This is a genomic window from Devosia sp. (assembly GCF_028290645.1).
Taxonomy (GTDB): domain Bacteria; phylum Pseudomonadota; class Alphaproteobacteria; order Rhizobiales; family Devosiaceae; genus Devosia_A.
Window position 1 is genome coordinate 14,130 of the sequence record NZ_JAQGJL010000199.1, and the last position, 18,879, is coordinate 33,008.

At 64.3% G+C, this 18,879-nt stretch carries 25 protein-coding genes; all 25 read right to left on the reverse strand.

The window, feature by feature from the left end; all coding sequences use genetic code 11:
* Positions 1 to 6: 6 nt before the first annotated feature.
* Positions 7 to 1,596, reverse strand: a complete 1,590-nt coding sequence (locus tag JWQ89_RS11135; RefSeq protein WP_299640975.1) for a hypothetical protein — start codon at positions 1,594 to 1,596, stop codon at positions 7 to 9.
* A complete protein-coding gene (locus JWQ89_RS11140; protein WP_299640977.1) occupies positions 1,583 to 2,014 on the reverse strand; it encodes a hypothetical protein in 432 nt (143 codons plus the stop codon). Before JWQ89_RS11140 ends, JWQ89_RS11135 begins: the two co-directional genes overlap by 14 nt.
* Entirely contained in the window at positions 2,011 to 2,571 is a 561-nt protein-coding gene (locus tag JWQ89_RS11145) for a hypothetical protein (protein ID WP_299640978.1), read from the reverse strand. The genes JWQ89_RS11140 and JWQ89_RS11145 overlap by 4 nt, the downstream gene beginning before the upstream one ends.
* Positions 2,564 to 3,196, reverse strand: a complete 633-nt coding sequence (locus tag JWQ89_RS11150) for a hypothetical protein (RefSeq protein WP_299640980.1) — start codon at positions 3,194 to 3,196, stop codon at positions 2,564 to 2,566. The genes JWQ89_RS11145 and JWQ89_RS11150 overlap by 8 nt, the downstream gene beginning before the upstream one ends.
* A 17-nt stretch (positions 3,197 to 3,213) precedes the next feature.
* Positions 3,214 to 4,860: a hypothetical protein gene (locus JWQ89_RS11155; protein ID WP_299640983.1), complete on the reverse strand. Its 1,647-nt coding sequence runs from the start codon at positions 4,858 to 4,860 to the stop codon at positions 3,214 to 3,216.
* A 278-nt stretch (positions 4,861 to 5,138) separates the two neighbouring features.
* Positions 5,139 to 5,495 carry a hypothetical protein gene (locus tag JWQ89_RS11160; protein WP_299640984.1) on the reverse strand — a complete coding sequence of 119 codons (357 nt, stop codon included), beginning with the start codon at positions 5,493 to 5,495 and terminating at the stop codon, positions 5,139 to 5,141.
* 3 nt (positions 5,496 to 5,498) lie between these two features.
* The gene (locus JWQ89_RS11165) at positions 5,499 to 5,924 is read right to left on the reverse strand and encodes a phage tail tube protein (RefSeq protein ID WP_299640985.1); all 426 of its coding nucleotides are present in this window, start codon (positions 5,922 to 5,924) and stop codon (positions 5,499 to 5,501) included.
* Between the two features lie 43 nt (positions 5,925 to 5,967).
* Positions 5,968 to 6,378: a hypothetical protein gene (locus JWQ89_RS11170; RefSeq protein ID WP_299640986.1), complete on the reverse strand. Its 411-nt coding sequence runs from the start codon at positions 6,376 to 6,378 to the stop codon at positions 5,968 to 5,970.
* Between the two features lie 10 nt (positions 6,379 to 6,388).
* Positions 6,389 to 6,802 (reverse strand): DUF3168 domain-containing protein, encoded by a 414-nt coding sequence (locus JWQ89_RS11175; protein WP_299640988.1) that lies wholly within the window; start codon positions 6,800 to 6,802, stop codon positions 6,389 to 6,391.
* Between the two features lie 91 nt (positions 6,803 to 6,893).
* Positions 6,894 to 7,373, reverse strand: a complete 480-nt coding sequence (locus tag JWQ89_RS11180) for an HK97-gp10 family putative phage morphogenesis protein (protein WP_299640991.1) — start codon at positions 7,371 to 7,373, stop codon at positions 6,894 to 6,896.
* Complete coding sequence (locus tag JWQ89_RS11185; protein WP_299640993.1) at positions 7,370 to 7,705, reverse strand: phage head closure protein; 336 nt, start codon at positions 7,703 to 7,705, stop codon at positions 7,370 to 7,372. The genes JWQ89_RS11180 and JWQ89_RS11185 overlap by 4 nt, the downstream gene beginning before the upstream one ends.
* Entirely contained in the window at positions 7,705 to 8,253 is a 549-nt protein-coding gene (locus JWQ89_RS11190; protein ID WP_299640995.1) for a hypothetical protein, read from the reverse strand. The genes JWQ89_RS11185 and JWQ89_RS11190 overlap by 1 nt, the downstream gene beginning before the upstream one ends.
* 4 nt (positions 8,254 to 8,257) lie before the next feature.
* The gene (locus JWQ89_RS11195; RefSeq protein ID WP_299640996.1) at positions 8,258 to 8,620 is read right to left on the reverse strand and encodes a hypothetical protein; all 363 of its coding nucleotides are present in this window, start codon (positions 8,618 to 8,620) and stop codon (positions 8,258 to 8,260) included.
* Positions 8,621 to 8,667: 47 nt separating this feature from the next.
* The gene (locus tag JWQ89_RS11200; protein WP_299640998.1) at positions 8,668 to 8,955 is read right to left on the reverse strand and encodes a hypothetical protein; all 288 of its coding nucleotides are present in this window, start codon (positions 8,953 to 8,955) and stop codon (positions 8,668 to 8,670) included.
* Between the two features lie 66 nt (positions 8,956 to 9,021).
* Positions 9,022 to 10,338, reverse strand: a complete 1,317-nt coding sequence (locus JWQ89_RS11205; protein ID WP_299641000.1) for a phage major capsid protein — start codon at positions 10,336 to 10,338, stop codon at positions 9,022 to 9,024.
* A gap of 32 nt (positions 10,339 to 10,370) precedes the next feature.
* The gene (locus JWQ89_RS11210) at positions 10,371 to 11,057 is read right to left on the reverse strand and encodes an HK97 family phage prohead protease (RefSeq protein WP_299641002.1); all 687 of its coding nucleotides are present in this window, start codon (positions 11,055 to 11,057) and stop codon (positions 10,371 to 10,373) included.
* Positions 11,054 to 12,292, reverse strand: a complete 1,239-nt coding sequence (locus JWQ89_RS11215) for a phage portal protein (protein WP_299641004.1) — start codon at positions 12,290 to 12,292, stop codon at positions 11,054 to 11,056. Before JWQ89_RS11215 ends, JWQ89_RS11210 begins: the two co-directional genes overlap by 4 nt.
* Positions 12,289 to 14,046, reverse strand: coding sequence for a terminase TerL endonuclease subunit (locus JWQ89_RS11220; RefSeq protein ID WP_299641007.1), 1,758 nt, complete (start codon positions 14,044 to 14,046; stop codon positions 12,289 to 12,291). Before JWQ89_RS11220 ends, JWQ89_RS11215 begins: the two co-directional genes overlap by 4 nt.
* Before the next feature lie 55 nt (positions 14,047 to 14,101).
* The gene (locus JWQ89_RS11225) at positions 14,102 to 14,533 is read right to left on the reverse strand and encodes a P27 family phage terminase small subunit (protein ID WP_299641008.1); all 432 of its coding nucleotides are present in this window, start codon (positions 14,531 to 14,533) and stop codon (positions 14,102 to 14,104) included.
* A 287-nt stretch (positions 14,534 to 14,820) separates the two neighbouring features.
* Positions 14,821 to 15,135, reverse strand: coding sequence for an HNH endonuclease signature motif containing protein (locus tag JWQ89_RS22500; protein WP_366143996.1), 315 nt, complete (start codon positions 15,133 to 15,135; stop codon positions 14,821 to 14,823).
* Positions 15,136 to 15,396, reverse strand: coding sequence for a hypothetical protein (locus tag JWQ89_RS11230; protein ID WP_299641031.1), 261 nt, complete (start codon positions 15,394 to 15,396; stop codon positions 15,136 to 15,138). It lies immediately after the preceding gene.
* 126 nt (positions 15,397 to 15,522) lie between these two features.
* A complete protein-coding gene (locus JWQ89_RS11235; protein WP_299641033.1) occupies positions 15,523 to 15,648 on the reverse strand; it encodes a hypothetical protein in 126 nt (41 codons plus the stop codon).
* A gap of 299 nt (positions 15,649 to 15,947) precedes the next feature.
* A complete protein-coding gene (locus JWQ89_RS11240) occupies positions 15,948 to 16,781 on the reverse strand; it encodes an outer membrane beta-barrel protein (RefSeq protein WP_299641035.1) in 834 nt (277 codons plus the stop codon).
* A 346-nt stretch (positions 16,782 to 17,127) separates the two neighbouring features.
* Entirely contained in the window at positions 17,128 to 18,141 is a 1,014-nt protein-coding gene (locus JWQ89_RS11245; protein ID WP_299641037.1) for a hypothetical protein, read from the reverse strand.
* 97 nt (positions 18,142 to 18,238) lie between these two features.
* On the reverse strand, positions 18,239 to 18,751 hold the full coding sequence (locus JWQ89_RS11250) for a hypothetical protein (protein ID WP_299641039.1): 513 nt from the start codon (positions 18,749 to 18,751) through the stop codon (positions 18,239 to 18,241).
* Positions 18,752 to 18,879 lie beyond the last annotated feature (128 nt).

Genomic DNA, 18,879 nt, shown 5'->3' on the forward strand with positions numbered 1-18,879 from the left:
GAATGCCTAGGCGGCTTCCTCGAGCGGCGTTTCGAGCGCCGTCGACCAGCCGTTGATGATGGTGGGGCTGGTGCCCGAAAGGCTCAGCGCCACCGTGAAGTCCGCATTGATCGAAAGCCCGTCGACCCGGTACAGCCCGTTCATGTCGTCATAGGGAGCCGGGGCATCCCAATTGACGACGTCGCCGAGCTCCAGTTGCCGGTTCGCCTTGCCGGATGCCACCAGCACGGAAATGTCGAACACCCCGGAGATCGTCTTCCCCAAGGCGTTTTCGGTCATCATCGCGTAGGCGAGACGCTGCGCCGCCGGCGCGCTGTCGCAGAAGCGTTGGCTCTGCCGCTCCGCCGTCTCATCGTCCAGCGCCGAGCCGGGATAGGCCGTCTCGGCCTGCTGGCCGTAGCGCGCCGCGGGGAAGAACTGCGCCACGATCCCCGATATCCCAGACCGGCTGTCCGGCTCGTTCTGCATCGAGATCGAGCCCGCCCGAACCCACTGCCCCTTGTGTATCGTGGCGACAGCGGAGGCCGGCCGATCTGCGCGGATATTCGATAGCCCCTCGCTTTTCGAGATCGTCGCCCGGTTCTGCTGCGCCATGGCGCCGATCACGTCTATGGGGCTCTCGGTCGAGCGGACCAGCCCGTTCACCCGGCCGCGCTGCTCGCTGCCGTCAAGCGTCGGGACATACTCCCGGTCGATGGCGATGCTTTCGGTCGCAGCCGTCCCGTTGATCTCGGCCCGCGGCACCTGCCCGCCGAGGTCGGCGCACAGATAGTCCTCAATGGCAATCGTGGCCGTATCGCTCCAAGTCCATGTCGTCGGATCGCTGGGATCCTGCGCCGGGTCGGTGCGATCATATTGACGCAGCCCGCGAAGCCGGATCAGCATCTGCGGAACGCCGGCGACGCCCCAGAGCTCGGTGTGATGGTCGGCCGAGTTGCCGTAGTCCATGTCGAGGACGATGGTGCAGACGCCGCGCTGCCGGAACTCGGTCCACTTCGTCGCCCGCGCCGCGTCGCCCGGGTAGAAGTCGTCGGGCGGCGAGGCGAACCGGCCGGAGATGATGCTATCGATCGCCTGGCTGTCCGTGCCCGTGCGAAACGAGGACCGGAGATAGGCAATGGAGCCGTCGAACCAGGGCGCCGTCACGGCATCCCCGGTCGGCCCGAAGAAGCACTCGGTGCCGTTGATGGAGATGCTGACCAGCCCATCGCAAACCCCCTCGGAGAGGGTCAGCCCGAACAGCCAGCGGTCCGGCACGGAAGAACCCGAGGCGGCGACGGTCTTATGGAAGAACACCCCGCCGGCCAGTGTGGCAGTCCCGTACACCCGCCCCACCTCCAGCAAGGCGTCGAACTCCGGCAACTGCACCCCGGGCTGTTCCTGCTGCCCCTGCCTCTGGCGTTGCCCGGCGGCGCTGATGAGGTACTGGATACCGAATGACGCCGCTGAAATGGCGACACTGACCAGTAGCTGCCCAACCACGCCGATCGAAGCGTACCAGGTCGCGATGCCGGTGATGGCCGCAGTGATCGGGTCGGCCCGCGCTGCCGTCGCGGAGGCGAGCAGCAGCAACAGGGCGAGGCTAAGCCGCTTCACGCACGATCTCCCACATCCGCTTTGGGGCTATACCCGTCACCGTTACCCCCTTGCCGTCATTGGAGATGATCCAGCGGTCCTCCCCGTCGAAGATGGCGGGCACGCCCACGCCGTTCTCAGCGTCATAGACCCCGATCATCACCGCCCCTTGCCGGGGCCCGTCGACTTCTTCGAAGCCCTGTTCGCGGGCAAGGCGGTCTAGCGCCTTCTCCACCGCCGTATCGCCCCGCCCGCCCGCTGCGACACGCGCCAGCACGGCCTTCGCCGTCGCTTCATCCCAGGCGTCCCGCCGCCACGGCGCGGCATAGTCCGTCCCCGTCGCATCGCGCACGAAGTCGAAAACCCAGATCAGGCATGGATACGACCAGTCGAGCCCGGAGCGCGCCCGGGCGATGGCGCTCGCAACGGCCCCGGTCATGTGCTCAGACGCCAATCGATCGGCTGCCCGGTGCGGGCGATCTTCTGCGTGTAGTAAAACCCGGTGTCCCCTGCGAACCGCTCCTGCTGGCTCTCGTGGCTCCACTTCTTGCCAGTCGGCTTGTCGAACCGGGGCAGAGCCTCGAAGCAGTTCAGCGTCAGCTTGATCGTGCCGTCGCCATTGATCTCGCGCTGCAGCGTGTCCTGCTCCATCTGAGCCACCAGCAGCGGGTCGCGGATGATCTGCCCCGCACCGTTCCGAGCCGCCAGCCAGAGCTTGGCGCCCCGCCCCCGGACGCTCTCTTCCATCCCGGCCAGCACCTGCGGGTCGAGCCCGTTGAGGCTGAACTGCTGGGTCCGGAAGCTGAGAACGTCGCCACGATCGATGGACGAAACGGAGTAGAGATGCCCGACCCCGAGATAGGTGTTCCCGTCCCATGCGATCGGCTGCATCCCCGACCAGCAGTAAAGCGGCGTGGTCGATCGCTCGAACCAAGCCAGCCAGCAGAGATCGCGGTTCGGCGAGCGGAGCGCCTGCGCCATGTCGTGGCTAAGCATCGGTGTCCGGAACCTCTTGAAACACCAGCGTGAACGCCTGCCCCATTCGATCGAGGTTCATCGCCAGATCCTGCGCGCCGGAGATGAGCCGGAAGAGCCCCGTCGGAGCCAGCGTGTTGACCGGGTCGTCCTCGGCAACTCCGAGCCGGAGGGGCGGCTGAATGCTTACTGTCGCTTCACCGCCAGCATCCGAGCCGCAATCATCCTCTACGACGTAGAGGTTCTCGCCGATGCCCAGCATGTCGCCCGACATGAACGCTGTCGCTTGGCTCGCAACGAGGTTCTTGATCGTGATCGTCTCGGCGCCAGCCTCGGCATCCAAAGCGATGTTCACCGTCGGCGTTGCGCCTCCGCTGCCTCGCGGCTGGTCCCCGAATATCTCCGCCGTCATCGTTGGATCGAACAGCCGTGCCAGCACCTTGCCGCCGCGCAGCTTCATCACGAAGCGACGGTACAGAAGATAAGTTTCCGCATCGGAGATCGCGAAGGTGAACTCGGGCGCCCAGAACACGGCGGTCGGTCCGTTGATCGATGAGATCGGGTTGAAGTTCGATGGCCCTGCCGACGTGTTGATGTATACCGGGTTGAACTTCGCCGAAGAGGTTCGGTAGAGCTCGGCCGGCATGGTGATGATCTCCGGCATCAGCCTGACATCCCGCGGTTACGCTGCGCGGCAGCGACGGCCGCTGGCGCCTGGGTCTTGACCACCTGCACGGCGTTGGACTCGGCTTGCTTCAGGATTTGCGCCACCAGCCCTTGGTCGAGACGGATCAGCACCTCGCTCTGCCCACCACCGCCGCCCCTCAAGGCATCACCACTGAGAGTGACGGGGATAGAGCGGCCGTCCGGGAGGGGCACAGCGGCTTCCGGCCCGGCGTCGCCGAAGATCGCAGGCCGGTCAGTGATGCCGCCATTGGCGAACAGCCCGAGGCCATAGTCGACGCCAAGCTTTGGCGCTGGAGCGAACAGAGTTCCGCCGAACAACCCGCTGAAAAAGTTGGCAATGCTCGAGTTGAGCAGTTGCTTACCGATATCCATCAGTTCGCTGGCCAGCGCCTTCAGCGGGTCCACCCCGCTCATCACGGCATCGGCCATACTGGAGAACGAGTCCGCCAGCGTTTCGCCAATGGACGACGCGAAGTCCTCGACCTTGGGCTTGGCTTCGTCGAGACCGGCCATCAGGTCGACCACCGCAGTCTTCGCCGCGCCGGCGCCGGAAGTCAGCGACGAGAGGTCGGGCGGCTTGAGCGCCTTCCACATAGCGCCCGTGGAACCGAACGTGGTCGCGCCACCAAGCGCATCGAAGGTAGAATTTAGCACCGACCCGGCTGCGCGATTTCTGTCCAACCAGCCTGGCGTGGATCGGTCCTCGACATTGCCGCTGCCCAGCGGCAGGACTTGCGGGCGCCCCTGAGTGGCGACAAACGCCATGAACTGCTTCCAGCGAGTCTCAACCTGACCGATCCAGTTGATGACCTCCGTAAACGCGCTCACGATCGACGCGCCAAACTGCTGCGCTGCCTGCTGAAATGCGGGGGACGCGAGGAAATCGGCAAGGTTCTGTAGCGCTGGAAGCGCGCCCTCCATTACCTTGTTCGTCACCCCCTGGAGGATGGCACCGATTACCGTGAGAGTGTCATTGAAGCGCTCCGCCGCCTTGGCCGTTTTGGTGCTGATCGTGATGCCGAGCCGGTCTGCCGCCGCCGCCGCTTCGTTGAGCCCCGCCCTTCCGGAATTGAGCAGCGGGATCAGTTCCGCACCAGACTTGCCAAAGAGTTGCATGGCGATCGACGTTTTAAGTGCGCCGTCTTCCAGCCTCGAAAGCTTGTCGGCGACATCGGCGAAGATCGCATCGTTTGCGCGCAGATTGCCGGCAGCATCCTTGATGCTGATACCCAAGGCGGCGAAGACCTGTGCCGGACCGCTCTGGCTGTTGCCGGCCGCCTGCACTACCACCTGCGAGAACTTGCGCAGGCCGGTGGTCAGTCCCTCAAGTTCAACGTCCGACAGTTTGGCCGCGTATTCGAGCCGAGACAACGCCTCGACCGACATGCCGATCTTCTGGCTGGCCTTGCCGAGTTCATCGGCGTGGTCGATCGCGCCCTTGATGGCGTCCGGGAATGCCCGAGCCATCCGCCCCAGCGCCCGTCCGATGGTTTCGACGCCCAGTGTCAACTGGATGCCGAACTTGCTCAGCGCGCCCTGCGACTGCTTCAGGCCCACCTGAAACTGTGCGGAGTCCAGCCCCAAGCTGACGCGGAGACTGCCGATTTGGGCACTTCCAGCCATCTACTGCACCGTTGTTTTTGGAGGCATGGCCCAGAGCAGGGCGGCTTTGATTTCCTGCCACGGCCTGGCCCGCCGTGGGGCACCGACCTCGATCAGCAGGTCTTGCAACTTCGGCGGCTTGGCGAGGGTAGCGACACGGCCAGCCCACCAGGCTTGCGTCATGCGGCCGTTATGTTCGTGCTGCAGGCGCTTGATCGCGCCCGATGCTATCGCCGCCCCTTCGCGGGGCGTCAGTTCCCAGTAGAGCGCCGGGTCGAGACCGAGAGAGACCCATCCGCTCAGGTCTTCGTCCCAGCTTTTCGCCCCGGCTTCTGAGGGCGCGCGGTGGTGTCAGCCTGCGGAAAGGTGATGCGCAGCGCCTCGCCGATCTTCTCGCCAATGAGATCGTCGCCGGCCTCGTCCATCAGATCGCCGACCTGCATCAGATCCAGTTCAGGATGGTAGCGCTGCAGCCCTGCCCACAAGATCGCACGCATGACGACAATCTGCGGGTCGCTGGTGAGAGACTGCGCAATCTCGGGGAAGCCGCGACCGAGCAGCCCTTCGACGGAAGCAAGGGCGTTGCGCCCCAACTTGATGGTATAGGTCTTGCCGCCGACGGTGATGTCGACTTCGCCGCGAATGGGGTTCGCCATCGGTTATGCCCAGGTCGGTTCGCCGGAGGGCGTGAACTCGATCGAGCCCGTCATCTTGCCATCGGGCGTCATGGCGCCGGGGCTGAAATCCGATATGCCGGCCTTGGTCGCGACCGAGCTGCCATCCGGGAACTCGAACTTCCAGAAGCTCATCGCCGCCGCCGTGAGGGCGGTCTTGATATCGCCGGTGAACGACGCGATCCAGTTGCATTCGACCGTGAACGGCTTCTGGTTCTTCACGCCACTCATGATCACCTCGCCCCAGCCGTTGGGGCTCGCCATGTGCGTGGCGTCGATCGCTGCGCGGGTGAACCCCGGGGCCGTGGCGTTGGTGATCTCGAGCCCCCAGTCGGTATAGGCGTCGCCGATCGCCGCCCCACCTTTCTTGAGCACGACGCCAAAGGCGATATCGGCTTCTGTTTCAGCCATTGCAGTTCTCCGTTGTCAGGGGTTGCGCGGCGAACCGCAAGGATCAGAGCGTCACGCCGCTGATCTGGATATTGAGGTCGAGGACGGACGCCGACTTCGCGACGCCGAGGATTACGACGGCATCGCTGGTGTTGAGGTCGGCCTGCGGGCAGATGCCGCCGGGGGTGGAACTGAGGCAGTACGTCGTGCCCGGAACGAGCGTCCCGCCGACGGTGATGTCGCCGCCCTTCTGGATCGTGCCGGGCTGGCCGTTGGCGCCACCGTTGAGGGTGATGCCCACCGGCACCTTGGCGGCAGCCGTAGCCGAGTCATTGTCGGCGAGCTTGTACTTGCTGTCGGCCGCGTCCTCATAGACGACTTGGCCGGCCGCAAGGGTCGCACCGAATGTACCGTGTTCGATGCGCGCGTCGGCGCCCTGCAGCACGTTGGCCGCAGTGATCGAGATATCTGCCATTGATTTTCTCCTATGCGGTCAAGCCGCTCCAAACGTCCCAATCCGTCGAAGACCGATGCAGCAGCACCGTGCCGGGCTTGTCGGAATCCTGCCGATCCCCGATGAGGAAGATGCCCCGGAAGGACACTGTGCCCTGCACCCCGCGATAGCCGTGCAGCAGCGCCACCAGGGCGTCGCGCACAGCCCACATGGAGGCTACGGTTTCGGCCCGCACGTCGATCTGCACCGTGGCATTCGTCAGTCGGTCGCTGCCCTGCATATGGATGCCGGGGCCGCCACTGATGCGGTAGAGGACGATGGCCGGGTTGGGGGTATCCTGCGGCAAGTGGTTCCAGACGATGCGTGCGGCTGGGACAAGCGCGGTCAGCGGCGCATGGCCGATGAGCAACGAGCGGAGCGCGGCCTCCATTAGAGACGAAACCACTCGCGCCAGCCGTCAACAGATCGGAGGCTGAGCAAAATCCTGCCATTAGACGCGCGTTGCGCCCGCCATTGCCAGATAGGAAGTATCCGTTTCACCCTGCCCTCGCTGCCTTTGCCGCCCGGCGCTTCGCGATCCGTGTGGCTGTCTTCTCGATCTCAGGCCCGAGCTCGTCGGCGACGATCCTGATCGCGCCGTCGGCGTTGGCGTCGAAGGCTGGCCGCATGAACGACTGTGGCCCGTGGCTCACGGTGCCGAATTCCTGCATCACGCCCGCGGGATCGTTCGTGCCCATGTAGACGGTGACAAGCGCCTTGCCCTCGTCCTTCCGCGCCATTGCCGACTGCCGCTTGTTCAGTTTCGTGCCGACGGTGATGGATGCCTTGAGGTCGTTGCCCTGCGTGGCCGGATCATCCGGTGCCAGCGATCGAGCGGTCTCCGCCATCGGCTGCAAAGCCTTGGCACCTACGCGGCGAAGCACCGCCTTGCCGGCAGCCTTGCCATACTCAGACGCCAGCGCACCGAGTGCGGCGTCCAACTCGCGCAGCCCATCGACCTTGACGGTGGTCTTCACTCGTCGGCCCTCGCCGAAGCAGCGATGCGCAAACCCTCGCGCCGGCCGATCTCGTCAACGGTGGCAATTTCGTAAGTGCGACCCTCGTAAACGAGCCTGTCCTTGGCATCGAGGTCCGACCAGGACGAGTCCCACCTGGTCTCGAATATGTCCGTCACCTCTGCCGAGACTTCTGCCGCCGCGAGGGTTTCACGCGCCGATGCGCGGCGGCGTGATGCCCACACCGGCGGCACGATCTGCGCCCAGGTCTTGACCTGTTCGCCGGAGCCGGCGTCCGTGGTGAAGGTGAACCGCTCGAGGGTGATCTTGCGGTCGAGCCGTTCGGGCTTCATCAAACGCTCCACACCTTGAGCGATGACACCAGCCAGTTGATGGTTTCGCGCCGCTTCTCAGGCTCTTCGTGGTCGAGCGTCATCTTCACGTGGAGGATGATGGCGGTCTTCATCAGCGCAATGCGGGGATCGTCTGCGTCCTCGATGCCGACCTGATAGGCGGCCGTCACCGCCTCTGCGCGGGAATAGGTGCTGGGCCAGCTCTGGTCCGGGACGAGCACCAGGCGCCCATCGCTGAGCAGCGCATAGACATCGCTGTCGAGCGTCTGCTCAGCGCCGTCATCGTCGAGATAAGTCAGCGTCACCGGTGCGATCACGGGACCGGCCGGCAACTGCATGGCGTTGCAGAAGCGGTCGAAGCGAACCTCGACCGTCTGCTGAGCGACGGAGATCCCCACCCAGCCCTTCGGGCCGTCGAGTTCCGACTGAGCGGCAAGAATAAGCCCCTCGATCAGTTCGTCGCGGTCCGAGCCGGACTCGCCCAAGGCGGTTTTCGCCTCGTCGAGCGTGACCAGCGGTTCGGGCTGGGTGGTGACCGTCAGGCGCATTGGATCAGTCGACCAGCACGTGGAAGGCGCCAACCTTCGTCGCGCCGCCCTGAGCGATGACGATCTTCACGCGGTCATTCGCGAGCGCGATCTTGTCTTGCACGGCAGTGCCGGCAGCCGCGTAAAGGGAAGCAACGCCGACCTGTGAGTGCGTGGCGAGACGCGGGGCCCGGACGGCCGAAGCGTTCACGTCGGACTCGGCCCAGAGACCAACGCCGGTCGCCTCGCCGGTGATGGTGAAGTCGACGCCGTTGGCGTAATCGGTCTTCACGTACTCGATCTGGTGGATTTTCCCGCTCAGGCGGGGGGTGTAAGCCGTCGCGGTGCCGTCGGCGGCAGTGGTGACGGTGACTTTGTAGCGCTTCATGGAAGTCTCCTTATGGCGCCGCAGCGCCGGTTAAGCGGGACGGAGAGCTACTTGCTCTTCGACTTCCGCGGGCTGGCGGCCTTGTTCGCCGGAGCGGGTTCGGCCTTGTTGAGGGGGGCTGGTTCGGCTTTCTCGGCTGCCGGGGCAGCGCCGCCGGTTTCGCCATTGTCGTCATGATCGCCATTGCCGCCGAAAGCGGCCGGGCCGATCTCCTCGAGCACATGCGGGACCAGGTGTTTCACATCGTCGGACCGCGCCGTGCGGGTCTGGCCTTCCTCGTACATGCGGTCGCCTTCATGGCGACGCACCACGCGGTAATTCATCAGCTTGGACATGGGGGCTCCTTTCGGCTCATGAGGGTGGCGGCCGGTGAGGTCCGCCACCCGTGATCAGCCGACGGGTTACGCCGCGAGGGCGGTATCGAAGTCGCCGTAGATGAAGGCTTCCGGGCGATAGACAGCGAGAGCAACGCGCTCTTCGGCCAGCACGGTGACGAGGTTCTTGATGAAGTCGTCTTCGTTCTCGGTCGCCACTTCGACGCGAGCCGCCCAGCGATCGAACACCTGCGCACCGAGCTTGAAGGCGCCGGTGAGGAACTTCCTGACGGTGATCGACTGGGTGGCGACAACCGGCAGGCCCCACAGGGTCGGCGTGGTGGTGCCCTGCGGATTGCCGATGATGTACCGGCCTTCGCCGTCCTTCAGGGTCTCGATCGAGGCCCAGTCGGTCGGGTGCAGGACGTGGCCGCTCGCCGGATATTCCGCCAATGCCGCCTGCAGCATCGCGAGCCGGAGCACGTCGATGATGTTGAGGTCGGCGAGCGACACCGGAGCCGAGTAGGCCGTGGCCTGCGGGATGATGCCGTTCAGGTTCTGGCCGGTATTGTCACCGTTCAGCAACTGGCTCTCTTCCTTGTAGGCAAGGCCGTAGAGCAGGCGCTGGTCGATGATGGAGCGGAGCTGCGAAATATCGCTCAGCACCTGGCGCGAAGCCTTCATGTAGTGCGCGATGACCTTCGCCGAGGTCGAAACCAGATCGAGCTGGATATCGGACGACGGCTTGGCCGCACCTTCCGCCACCATGCCGGCGTTGTTGGTGAAGCCGGTTTCCTTGACGTATTCCAGCGTCGAGCCGTCCATCTGCCCCTGCGAGAGGAGGTCACGGACGGTCATGCGGCGCTGCGGCAGCGGCAGGATACCCGGCAGGCGGGTGGTCTGGATGGCATCGCCAACCGAACCTCCGGCGGCAGTGGTGAGCGAGGTCAGCGTGGTCTTGGCCTGCAGGTCGATCCGACCGCGGGGGTTGGCCTGGGCCAGGAATTCCTTGACCTTGGGGTCCTCGGCGAAGAGCTCGCCCATGGACTTCTCACGCTGGGGCTGTCCGCCGCCACCCTCGAGCAGCTTCTGCTCCAGCGTGGCAAACTGCTCGGTCAGCTTGGCGTTCATCTTGGTGAGCGACTCGTCGACCTCGGTCTTGAGCGCCTCGAGCTTCTCGCCCTTGGCGGCCTTGCCGACGAACTCCTCGAACTTCTCGCGGAGCGGGTCGACGGCCTCCTTGATGGCCTTGGCCTGCTCTTCCTTCAGTTCGGTCGCCAGTTCGGCGACGGTCTTCCTACCGTCGGGCGGATCGAACACGACGATCGGGGCGCCGAGGAAGCGGTGATAAGGCATGGCCACGGTGGCGAGCGCGGCCAGCCCAAGAATCGCGATGCGCGACATGGGTATTCTCCAGAAATGTGGGTTGCAGGGGTTTAGGCGCTCAGTGCCTGAAGGAACTTCAGCGCTTCGTCCGCCTCGTCACCGGGATCCCCCCGGAGATGCGGCGTTGCCTTGGCGGCCAGAGCCGTTGCCAAGGCCTTCGAGAACCCTGCATCCCGCAGGAATTCTTCGAACTCACGGACAGTCGGCAGCTTGCCGTCGTCCAGAATGGATTTGACCGTCGTCACCCGCGCCTGAATGTTCATCGGCATGGTGACGAGGGAGATTTCGCGGAGGTCGATCTTGACCAGCTTGGTTACGCCCGGCCGCTTCTCGTGCGGCTCGGCGCCGCCGGCGGGGATGCCGTAGCCGATCGACATGCCGCCGAGCGCCTTGGCCTTTAGTAGGCCATGGGCGCGCTTCGCCAGCGGGTCGGCATCGATCAGCAGCTGGCCTTTGACCCACAGGCCCTTCTTGTCCTCGGCGATGTCCTTCCAAATGCCGATCGGCTCGCGCTGATCGTGCTGCCAAAGCATCGGGATGGTGCGGCCATCGTTCTTCGCCTTCACCACGCTCTCGATGAACGCGCCAGGCTCGACAACATCGCCGCCCTGGTCGACGTTGCCGAACGTGCTGGCATAGCCCTCGAACTCGCCCTCGGCGCTGACATCCTTGGTTTCGATGTCGAGCCGGTAATCGAGCGACTTCAGCGACCCGATGTCCTTGGTGAAGAGCTTCATGGGGTGGTCTCCTTCGGCGGAGGAAGTGCGGCCGGTTGCGGCGCAGTGGTGATGAGTTGGATGGGCTCGTCCCAACCGGGGACCGGCTCGAGGTTTTCCAGCCGGCGGACTTCGTTTCGGAGCATCCAGCCCGGTTTCTGTGTGTCGCCGAGAGCCGCGGTGTAGAACGCGGACCGGCCGGCGCTGTCTCCGCGCAGCAGCCCTTCAAGGTTGAACTCGATGATGATCCCGGCGGCGCGATCCTCCGGCGTAAGAAGTTGCTTTTCCAGCGCCTGTTCGATCCGTTTGACTCGGCGACGAAGGGTGTACTTCTCGAAGCCGAGCGTGACTTCCTGAACACCGGTCCCCCAACTGCTGGTCTTCTCGCCGTGCCCAATCATGATCGGCGGCGTGCCGAAGAAGCGGCAAACCTCCTCCACGCTGAAGCCGCGCGACTGCAGCATCTGAGCGTCGTCGGGATTGATGCCGAGTTGCGCCCAGTCCGTGCCGCCTTCCAGCACCAAGGGCCGGCCGCTGTTCATGGCGCCCATGAACTTCTCGGTCAGTTTCGTCTCAACAATGTCGCGCTGCTCGGTGGTGAGAAACTTCTCGAATTTCAGCACGCCCGACGGACGGAGCCCATTTCGGAACGTCGACCCGGCCGCCCTGTCGATGGCGATGGCCAAGCCGAAGGCACGGGCGCCGAAAGCGAGCGTCGACATGCCGCCGAGCGGGTTGCCGCCGAAGCCGCGAATATGCAGCACGTCGTCGCTGGTCAACTCGAATGAACGGCCGTCCTCTGTCCAGCGATAGAGCAGCCGGCCGTTGCCAATGCTCTCCACCGTCGGCAGATCGGGCATGATCGGCATCAATCCGACCACCCGGTCGCCGCTGCGAACCTTGCGGGCGTAGGCATTGCCCCAAAGCTCGAGGCTGGCGCACATAAACTCCCAGAAGTCGAGCGACGTTTGCAGGCTGTTCGGGCTGTCGTGCAGCACTCGGTAGAGCGGGTGCGAAGTTGCCAATGAGCGGGCGCCCTTGGCATCCGTGCTGTAGATCATCAACGGCAGCGCCGCGATGGTGCCGGCGATGAGGTTGACACATGCCCACACTGCCGAGAGCCCGAGCACGCTGTTCGCCGTCACCGCCTCGCCAGTTGGCGCGTTCGTGTCGCGATTGCGCCAATGCTCCGGGTCGCGGATGGACATCGGCGTGCCCTTGACCAGCATCTGCAGGGCGGCCTTGATGCGGTTCATGCGGAGGCACCTGCGAGGGAGGCGAGATAGTCGTCCAAGCCGTGATCCTCCCCGAGTTCATTATCCGCGGCGCCGGCGGCCATTGCCGAAGTGACGAGCCCGTCGATACGGCCCCGGCTTCGTTCCTTGTCGAAGGCCCGGTTCTCCTGCCCGTCGCTCACGACGTGAGCATTGGCGGCGCAGGAGGTGGTGACCGGCGAGTCCTCGATGGTGATCGTCTTGGCGAGGATGCGATCCTCGAACCGTTCGATGCTGCGAGGCATCGTCAACTGCTTGTCCTCGAAGCGGACCAACTTGCCCTGGGCATGGCTCACCAGCTTGAGGCCGGTTCCTTCTGGCTTGTCCGGCCCCTCGAACTTCCACACCGGGAAGCCGATTTCCTCACACGCTGCGATGAAGTCAGCGATGCCGGCGGGGTCGAAGGCGAGGAATTGAACGTCGTGCTCCGCGCAAAGCTTGGCGACTTCCGCCGCGATGAAGGTCTTGTCGATGACCGCGCCATCAACGGCGGTGATCAGATTGGCCGCGACCCATTCAACGTAGGGCGCCTGGTCGGCGATCGATCGTTCCTTGAGCCGATCGCGAACCGTCCAGTACCAGGTCTTCTCCCAGAGGTGGCCTTTGGCATCGAGCCACGCCCCGGTGAGAGCGGTGAGGTCGTTCTTCTTCGACAGGTCCAATGAGAGCCAGCACTTGCAGCCCTTGAGCCTGGCCGGATCGACCTCGCCCTGCACCGCCAGCCATGCATCCTCGGCGATCCAGAACTCCGTCGCGCCGACCGGGATGCCGAAATACAGACGCTTCGTCGACAACGCCGTCGAGAGCATTTGCTTGGCCGTGTTGACCATGCCCTCGATGTTCTCGCGCGGGAACGTGATCCCCAGCGCCGGCAGAGACTTCGACCACACCTCCGGGGTCTCGAAGATCGTCTCGTGATCCTTGGCATCGACGCGGGCGATGAAGCTGAAGGCCTCGTCGTCAAAGAACTTGCCCTGAGCAACCTTCTGATAGAAGGCCGAGTAGTTCGAACCGACGATCTGGTCTACCGCCGGCGTGTTGGTCCCCAGCAACATCAGGGCATCGCCCGGCATCTTGCCGATGGCCGCTTTCCACACTTCTATCGAAGTGTTGGCCTTGAACTCGTGGATCTCATCCGCCGCAACCAGCACCGGCTTCGGACCAGATACCGCCTCGCCGTTTGCCAGCGCCTGAAACAGCGAGCCCGATTCCGGGAACTCGACCTTCCACGCGTTATCGCCTTCGCCGCGGATCAGCGCGATGCCGCGCTCGACCAGGGTGTCGGCTTCGTCGACCTCCTCACCCGGCGCCGGCGGGATCGGCCCGCGACACATCGCGACCGCATCCTTGAACAGCACGTTGGCCGTGTTCCGGTCCTGCCCAATGGCGAATGCCTTGGCGCGGGGGATACCGTAGAACCCGGTCATGTAAAGGCCGATGGCCGCCATCAGTGGCGACTTGGCCTGCCCCTTGCCGGTCTCCAGCCAGGCTGAACGAAACCGCATCCGGCCGCTCGTCTTCCGCCAGCCGAAGATCGACCCGACAACAAACACGTGCCACGGGAGCAATTCGAACGGCAGCCCAACCTTGGCGCCTTCCGAGATCGTCAGCATCGCCGGGAAGAACCCCAGAGCATGCGCTGCCCGATCCAGCTCCCACCGCAGACCACGGTCCGGCCCGTGCTTCAGGTCGTCGAGGTGGCGCTTACACGCCGCAATCTCGAACTCACCGGGCAACGAACCATCCGGCCGGCGCCCCGCCGCAACAGCGAGCGCATAAGCCGTGGTCGGATCATTTGACGGCGGAGAGGTATCCGTCGGCCGCGCGGGCCGCTTTCTTGCCATTGGGTACTTTCGTCGCTGCAGCACGCCGGCGCGGCGACAGGCCGAATTCCTGCTCGAGCACCGCGGCATCGGATGCCGCCTCGCGCATCACCGTGAAGTGCGGCGAGGTCCGAGCGATGGCTTTCGGGTTGCCGCGTTTCGGCTTCGTCACCGCGCCATTCTCGGCAACCTCTCGGGCGGCGCGATCGTAGAGGATGTAGTCGACCACCAGGCGCTGCAGAGCGTGGGCATTGCCCGGGGCCAGCAGTTGCCGGTCTCGCAGCTCCGTGGTGACCACCCGCCAGTGTTCCTTGGCCGCTGCGATCTCCAGCACGTCGGAGAACAGCGAGTCCCAATCCGGCTCCGGCACCACTGCGCCAGTGTTTTCGATCACGTTCATGCAGTTTACCCCTTCGGGGTACCCTCAACTTTTAGGTCTGAAATTGCTCTCGGTGCGAACGAAGGCACCAGCGGTGTCCGCTATCGACCGGTTGGAGAGATTTTCCCTCCCCCCCCAGGGCTGGTCGACGACTTCAATCTCAATGTCATGGGGACCGATCGCACCTGCGAGCCTGAGCAGCACTGCCGTTGCCCACATGCGCAGCCCATAGGCACGTGGCATCCTCACCCTGAGGGTCAGCGTGGGCATGTCGACCTTGATCGTACCTACGCCTTGGGCCATTGCGTTCACCTGTTCCATGGATGGTTGTGGTCTATCGGCCTGCCGTTGATGGCTATGGCCTGCTTAGGCGTGGGTGCCTTGAACCCGAACTGCTCTGCTGTCCGGATCGCATCGTGCTCGTCACACAGGTTGCGGGTGTTCTCGTCAGTGTCTGGTCCGCCCTTACTGAGGGGGATGGTGTGGTCCACCACGGTGGCGAGGGTGATACGGCCTAGAGCTTCGCAGTCCTCGCACAGGTAGTTGGTGCGCTTCAGCCTGCGGTCACGCTGCTTGACGCCTGCTCTGCCACGGAGGCGGGGTGTCGCGCGATGCCGGGGCACTTAGTTGTCATCGGGCGGTGGCGGGATGGGATATCCGCTACGGGTATAGCCGACGCCGCCCTTCTCGTTCTGTCCCGGGTGCTCGTCCTGCGACAACACGCTAGCAGCCAGCCGGCCAGTCTGCTGGCAAGGATGCGCGAGGGCGAACTGGTCATCACCGAAGGCGGGGTTGACGTGACTGCCCGCGAGGTACGGATCCTGGGCAGTCAAATCGAGGGCCTTGAGGTTGTGCTTCGCATGTTCACCGGAATGGGCCGGCACGCCATCTAGCGGCCTGTGTAGGGTACGCGTTTCCCGCACCAATTGTGTCCTGATCGAGTGTTATCGCGTATTTTCACGCAACCGCTTCCGGATCGCCCTCGACCTCGATGATGATGTCGTGCGGCCCTACCATCCGGCGAGACCGAGCAACCACCCGACGAGGCGCATGCGCACCCCATAGGCGCGCGGCATCTTCACCTTGATGGTGAGCGTCGGGAATGGCAGGCTGATGGTCGGGGACAGCTGGGCCATGGGGTTGGTGCCTGTGGTTGATGGCTGCCGGGAGGGGGATGCCAAATGTTACGGGGTCGACGGGGGATTGGTTGGTTCATTTTGGGCTGGCTGGCGATCACCGCGGTGATCGCAGTGACACTGTACGGTCTATGGCAGCTGAGTGCTTACTGATAGTACTTACCATGGGACAGCCGGGGGGCATCGCGCCACTGCGAGGGTCGGCGGGCTTGCTCGGCATGGTCTCCTAGTGCCGCACGAGGGTGCATAAAAAAGAGAGCCGACGAGGCTCTCCTTTTCCCGGTGCGCTCTGGTTCCCGTCAGTCGAACTGATAGTTGATGCCGGCCTTCAGCACGTGCAGCTGCGTGTCGTATTCGTGGAAATTGGCGATGAACCCGCCAGCGCTGCTGCCTTCATACGAGACGTCGTCGAACCAGAGGTAGTTGTAGGCACCAAAGACCGAGACATTCTCGCTGAGCTTCACATCCACCTGGGAGCCCACGGTGAAGCCCTGAGCCACCTTCTGGTCGGAGTACCCGGCCGAACTCTGGAATTCCGTACCGGCCCAGGCGAGACCGCCCACCGCCGAGATGAGCATATTGTCGCCCAGCGCGAAACCAACCTTGCCGGTTGCGGTCGCGAGCCAGTTGATGTCCATCGTCCCTTCGTAGATGCCGGGCTCCAGAGGGCCGTTGAGGAACGTGATCTCCGTAACGCCCGTATCCGAAATCGCAGCCAGCGATCCGGAAACCTCGGCGCCGACGACAATGGAGCCGAACTGATGATTGTAGCCGATCTGCGCTCCAGCCAGCCAGCCAGCCAGATCGCTGAGGTCGTCAGAGGTGAACCACGGTGCACCGCCGTCTGGGTTTGCGAGGGCGGTTATGGCAACCGGCAAACCATTGCCGTCGCATCCGACGCCTTGCCCGGCGATCCATGACACCGAGCCCAAAGGAGCGTCGTCTCCGCAATCCAGCGAATCGACGGTCTGACCGAAGCCATATCCGACGTGGCCGCCAACGTAGACGCCGGTCCAGTCGCCCGTGACCACTTCGTCCTTCGCGATCACGACTCCGGTCAGATCGGCGGCGGCTACCGATCCCGTCATCAGCAGCAGCGCCGCTGACGCAATTCCGAATGCAACGTTCTTCATAGTGTGCCTCGCCAGTTCCAAGTTGCTCACATCTATGGCCTAATTCGCGCCGTTCGCGTGTAGCGGGGCGGTCACACTCAAGATCAATCCGTGGTTGGATCGCGGCCTTCCCGCGGCACAGGTGGGGCGCTTCGCCTGTCGTCAGCGGTTACGGCAAAACACAAAAGCCCCGGCGCGATGTCGGGGCTTTTCTCGTGGCGCCAAACGCCAATCTAGGCCTTTGGTGCGCCCAACTGCCTGATTTGTCAATAGGTGTCCGAGCGCTCGCCCCGCGCCGCCGAACGGTCGGGCAGCAAGGCGCCACGCCGGGATTGCATGACCGGCGCGCCGCCCGGAGGCTGGTTCCTCACATGGCTCTCCGGGTCGCAATGACCGCCGTCTCCCCGTCCGCGGTAAACGTCTGCTGGCTACCGTCCGACCACGCGGTGGGTTTCGCGTTGCGCGCGGGGTCAGCGGCGTAGCCGAACTCTTTAGCGAGCTCGTCAGTCGCCGCCAACACCTCGGCCGTTACCTTCTCCCGGGCGGCGCCTCCCTCGCCGTGTAGCAGCTCTAGCGCCACCGCCGAGACCGACATGCCGTGCACGATCATCTTCTCGACGACTAGGCACCGATGACTTTCTGGACCGCCCAGGCGTTCTACTGCTGCCAGATACTTGCGGCGCGCCTCCTCCGTCCCCTCGATCTCATAATTCTCGCTCGGCCCCGAGGTGTCGACACGGGTCTTGCTGTAGTCGATCGCCTTGGCTCCCCCGATCAGCGCCCGCTCGGCTAGGTTGCGGTACTCCGCGGCAGCCTGCACTTGCGCCTCAGTCTTTCCCCGCACCCGGGCGAGACCGCCGATCAGGACCTGCATCGAGACGTCCGCCTTGATCCAGCCTACCCAGCGGGCGTCCGGAAACTTTGCCGATTCCTCGATGAACGTCGAGCGCGTCATCAGCGGGTCGGGGACATACCGCCGATCGACAGACGGGCCGTTGAAGATGGCGCGGCGTGCTGGGGCTGGACTGTTGGGCTCGTAAACCGCCAGGCCCTTGCCGAACCGTCGGCAGCGGGCGAGAGCGTCCGGAACCTTGGCCGTCGCCACCAGGTCGCCCGAGCCGGGCCCGGCGAACACCTGCAGCAGGACGCGACGCAACTTGCGGGCACTGTCCATGGATGGGGTTTCGACGACGCCCAGCACGTCGACCGTCACGCTCCTGTCGATGGTTTCGCCGCGGCGCTGTGCCAGGCGCTTCGCCCGGTCGAGATCCTGTCGGCGCGCAACCTGCTGCTCCATACGACTACGGGAGAGATCGACGCGCTTCGACACCCTGATCCGCGCCGAGGAACCGTCGAGGATGAAGATAATACCTGCATGCATGCCGAAAGACCTCACTGGATGGAACCGTGTGAGGCCGGGGACGGGTAGAGCGGGGGTGCCAGATAGATGCCCTGATTTGCCCCGCCCCGCAAGCGGGCTAGGACACTTTGAACGCCTTCAGCTGGTCGAGAATTGCCAGGCGTTTGCTCGGTCGAACCTGGGCAGACGGAGTAGCCGGCTTACTCGGTAGCGTCGGCTCCGGGTTCTCTTCCATCCACCAATAGAGCGGCCTTCCACGGGTTTCCGCCAACGGCTCGCGGTGCCGCACGGGATTGTCATAGATGTTGGTCGTCAGGCCTCGCTCTCGAGCCAGCCCCAGCGCTTGGTCGCGACGCGACTTGTCGAGCCCCTGACCGAGTACCCGTCGCCGCCCGCCCTCAACGGCCCCGACTATCCAGCCTTGGCTGTTCTCCACGGCATAGACTTCCTGAGTTCTAACCAGACGAGCCCGCCTTCCCTTCTGGGTCGAAGCCATCCTGCGCGCGTTCGTGGCGCCGAATAGTTTTGCGACGACAGCTTCATCTTCGGGGGCAAGGACCGAGTTGCTACTAGCCGCGGTCCACCCGCTCGCCCGAAGGGCGGCTTCTAGTTCGTCGAGATCGTCGGACATTATTTCATGGTCCTAAGTCTGTTGACGGTTCCTGATGTGTTCCATTTTCTCTTCGAGTCGGTCAACCGCATCCCCCGTAATCCACACCCCTCGATGGGGGTCGCGCAGTGTGCCATCTGCCTCGGCCG

Excerpts from the sequence above, each read along its gene's own strand:
- JWQ89_RS11140 (WP_299640977.1), bottom strand. The coding sequence starts at position 2,014 with ATGACCGGGGCCGTTGCGAGCGCCATCGCCCGGGCGCGCTCCGGGCTC.
- JWQ89_RS11145 (WP_299640978.1), bottom strand. The coding sequence starts at position 2,571 with ATGCTTAGCCACGACATGGCGCAGGCGCTCCGCTCGCCGAACCGCGAT.
- JWQ89_RS11150 (WP_299640980.1), bottom strand. The coding sequence starts at position 3,196 with ATGCCGGCCGAGCTCTACCGAACCTCTTCGGCGAAGTTCAACCCGGTA.
- JWQ89_RS11155 (WP_299640983.1), bottom strand. The coding sequence starts at position 4,860 with ATGGCTGGAAGTGCCCAAATCGGCAGTCTCCGCGTCAGCTTGGGGCTG.
- JWQ89_RS11160 (WP_299640984.1), bottom strand. The coding sequence starts at position 5,495 with ATGGCGAACCCCATTCGCGGCGAAGTCGACATCACCGTCGGCGGCAAG.
- JWQ89_RS11165 (WP_299640985.1), bottom strand. The coding sequence starts at position 5,924 with ATGGCTGAAACAGAAGCCGATATCGCCTTTGGCGTCGTGCTCAAGAAA.
- JWQ89_RS11170 (WP_299640986.1), bottom strand. The coding sequence starts at position 6,378 with ATGGCAGATATCTCGATCACTGCGGCCAACGTGCTGCAGGGCGCCGAC.
- JWQ89_RS11185 (WP_299640993.1), bottom strand. The coding sequence starts at position 7,705 with ATGAAGCCCGAACGGCTCGACCGCAAGATCACCCTCGAGCGGTTCACC.
- JWQ89_RS11190 (WP_299640995.1), bottom strand. The coding sequence starts at position 8,253 with ATGCGCCTGACGGTCACCACCCAGCCCGAACCGCTGGTCACGCTCGAC.
- JWQ89_RS11195 (WP_299640996.1), bottom strand. The coding sequence starts at position 8,620 with ATGAAGCGCTACAAAGTCACCGTCACCACTGCCGCCGACGGCACCGCG.
- JWQ89_RS11200 (WP_299640998.1), bottom strand. The coding sequence starts at position 8,955 with ATGTCCAAGCTGATGAATTACCGCGTGGTGCGTCGCCATGAAGGCGAC.
- JWQ89_RS11205 (WP_299641000.1), bottom strand. The coding sequence starts at position 10,338 with ATGTCGCGCATCGCGATTCTTGGGCTGGCCGCGCTCGCCACCGTGGCC.
- JWQ89_RS11210 (WP_299641002.1), bottom strand. The coding sequence starts at position 11,057 with ATGAAGCTCTTCACCAAGGACATCGGGTCGCTGAAGTCGCTCGATTAC.
- JWQ89_RS11215 (WP_299641004.1), bottom strand. The coding sequence starts at position 12,292 with ATGAACCGCATCAAGGCCGCCCTGCAGATGCTGGTCAAGGGCACGCCG.
- JWQ89_RS11225 (WP_299641008.1), bottom strand. The coding sequence starts at position 14,533 with ATGAACGTGATCGAAAACACTGGCGCAGTGGTGCCGGAGCCGGATTGG.
- JWQ89_RS11235 (WP_299641033.1), bottom strand. The coding sequence starts at position 15,648 with ATGGCCCAGCTGTCCCCGACCATCAGCCTGCCATTCCCGACGCTCACC.
- JWQ89_RS11240 (WP_299641035.1), bottom strand. The coding sequence starts at position 16,781 with ATGAAGAACGTTGCATTCGGAATTGCGTCAGCGGCGCTGCTGCTGATG.
- JWQ89_RS11245 (WP_299641037.1), bottom strand. The coding sequence starts at position 18,141 with ATGCATGCAGGTATTATCTTCATCCTCGACGGTTCCTCGGCGCGGATC.
- JWQ89_RS11250 (WP_299641039.1), bottom strand. The coding sequence starts at position 18,751 with ATGTCCGACGATCTCGACGAACTAGAAGCCGCCCTTCGGGCGAGCGGG.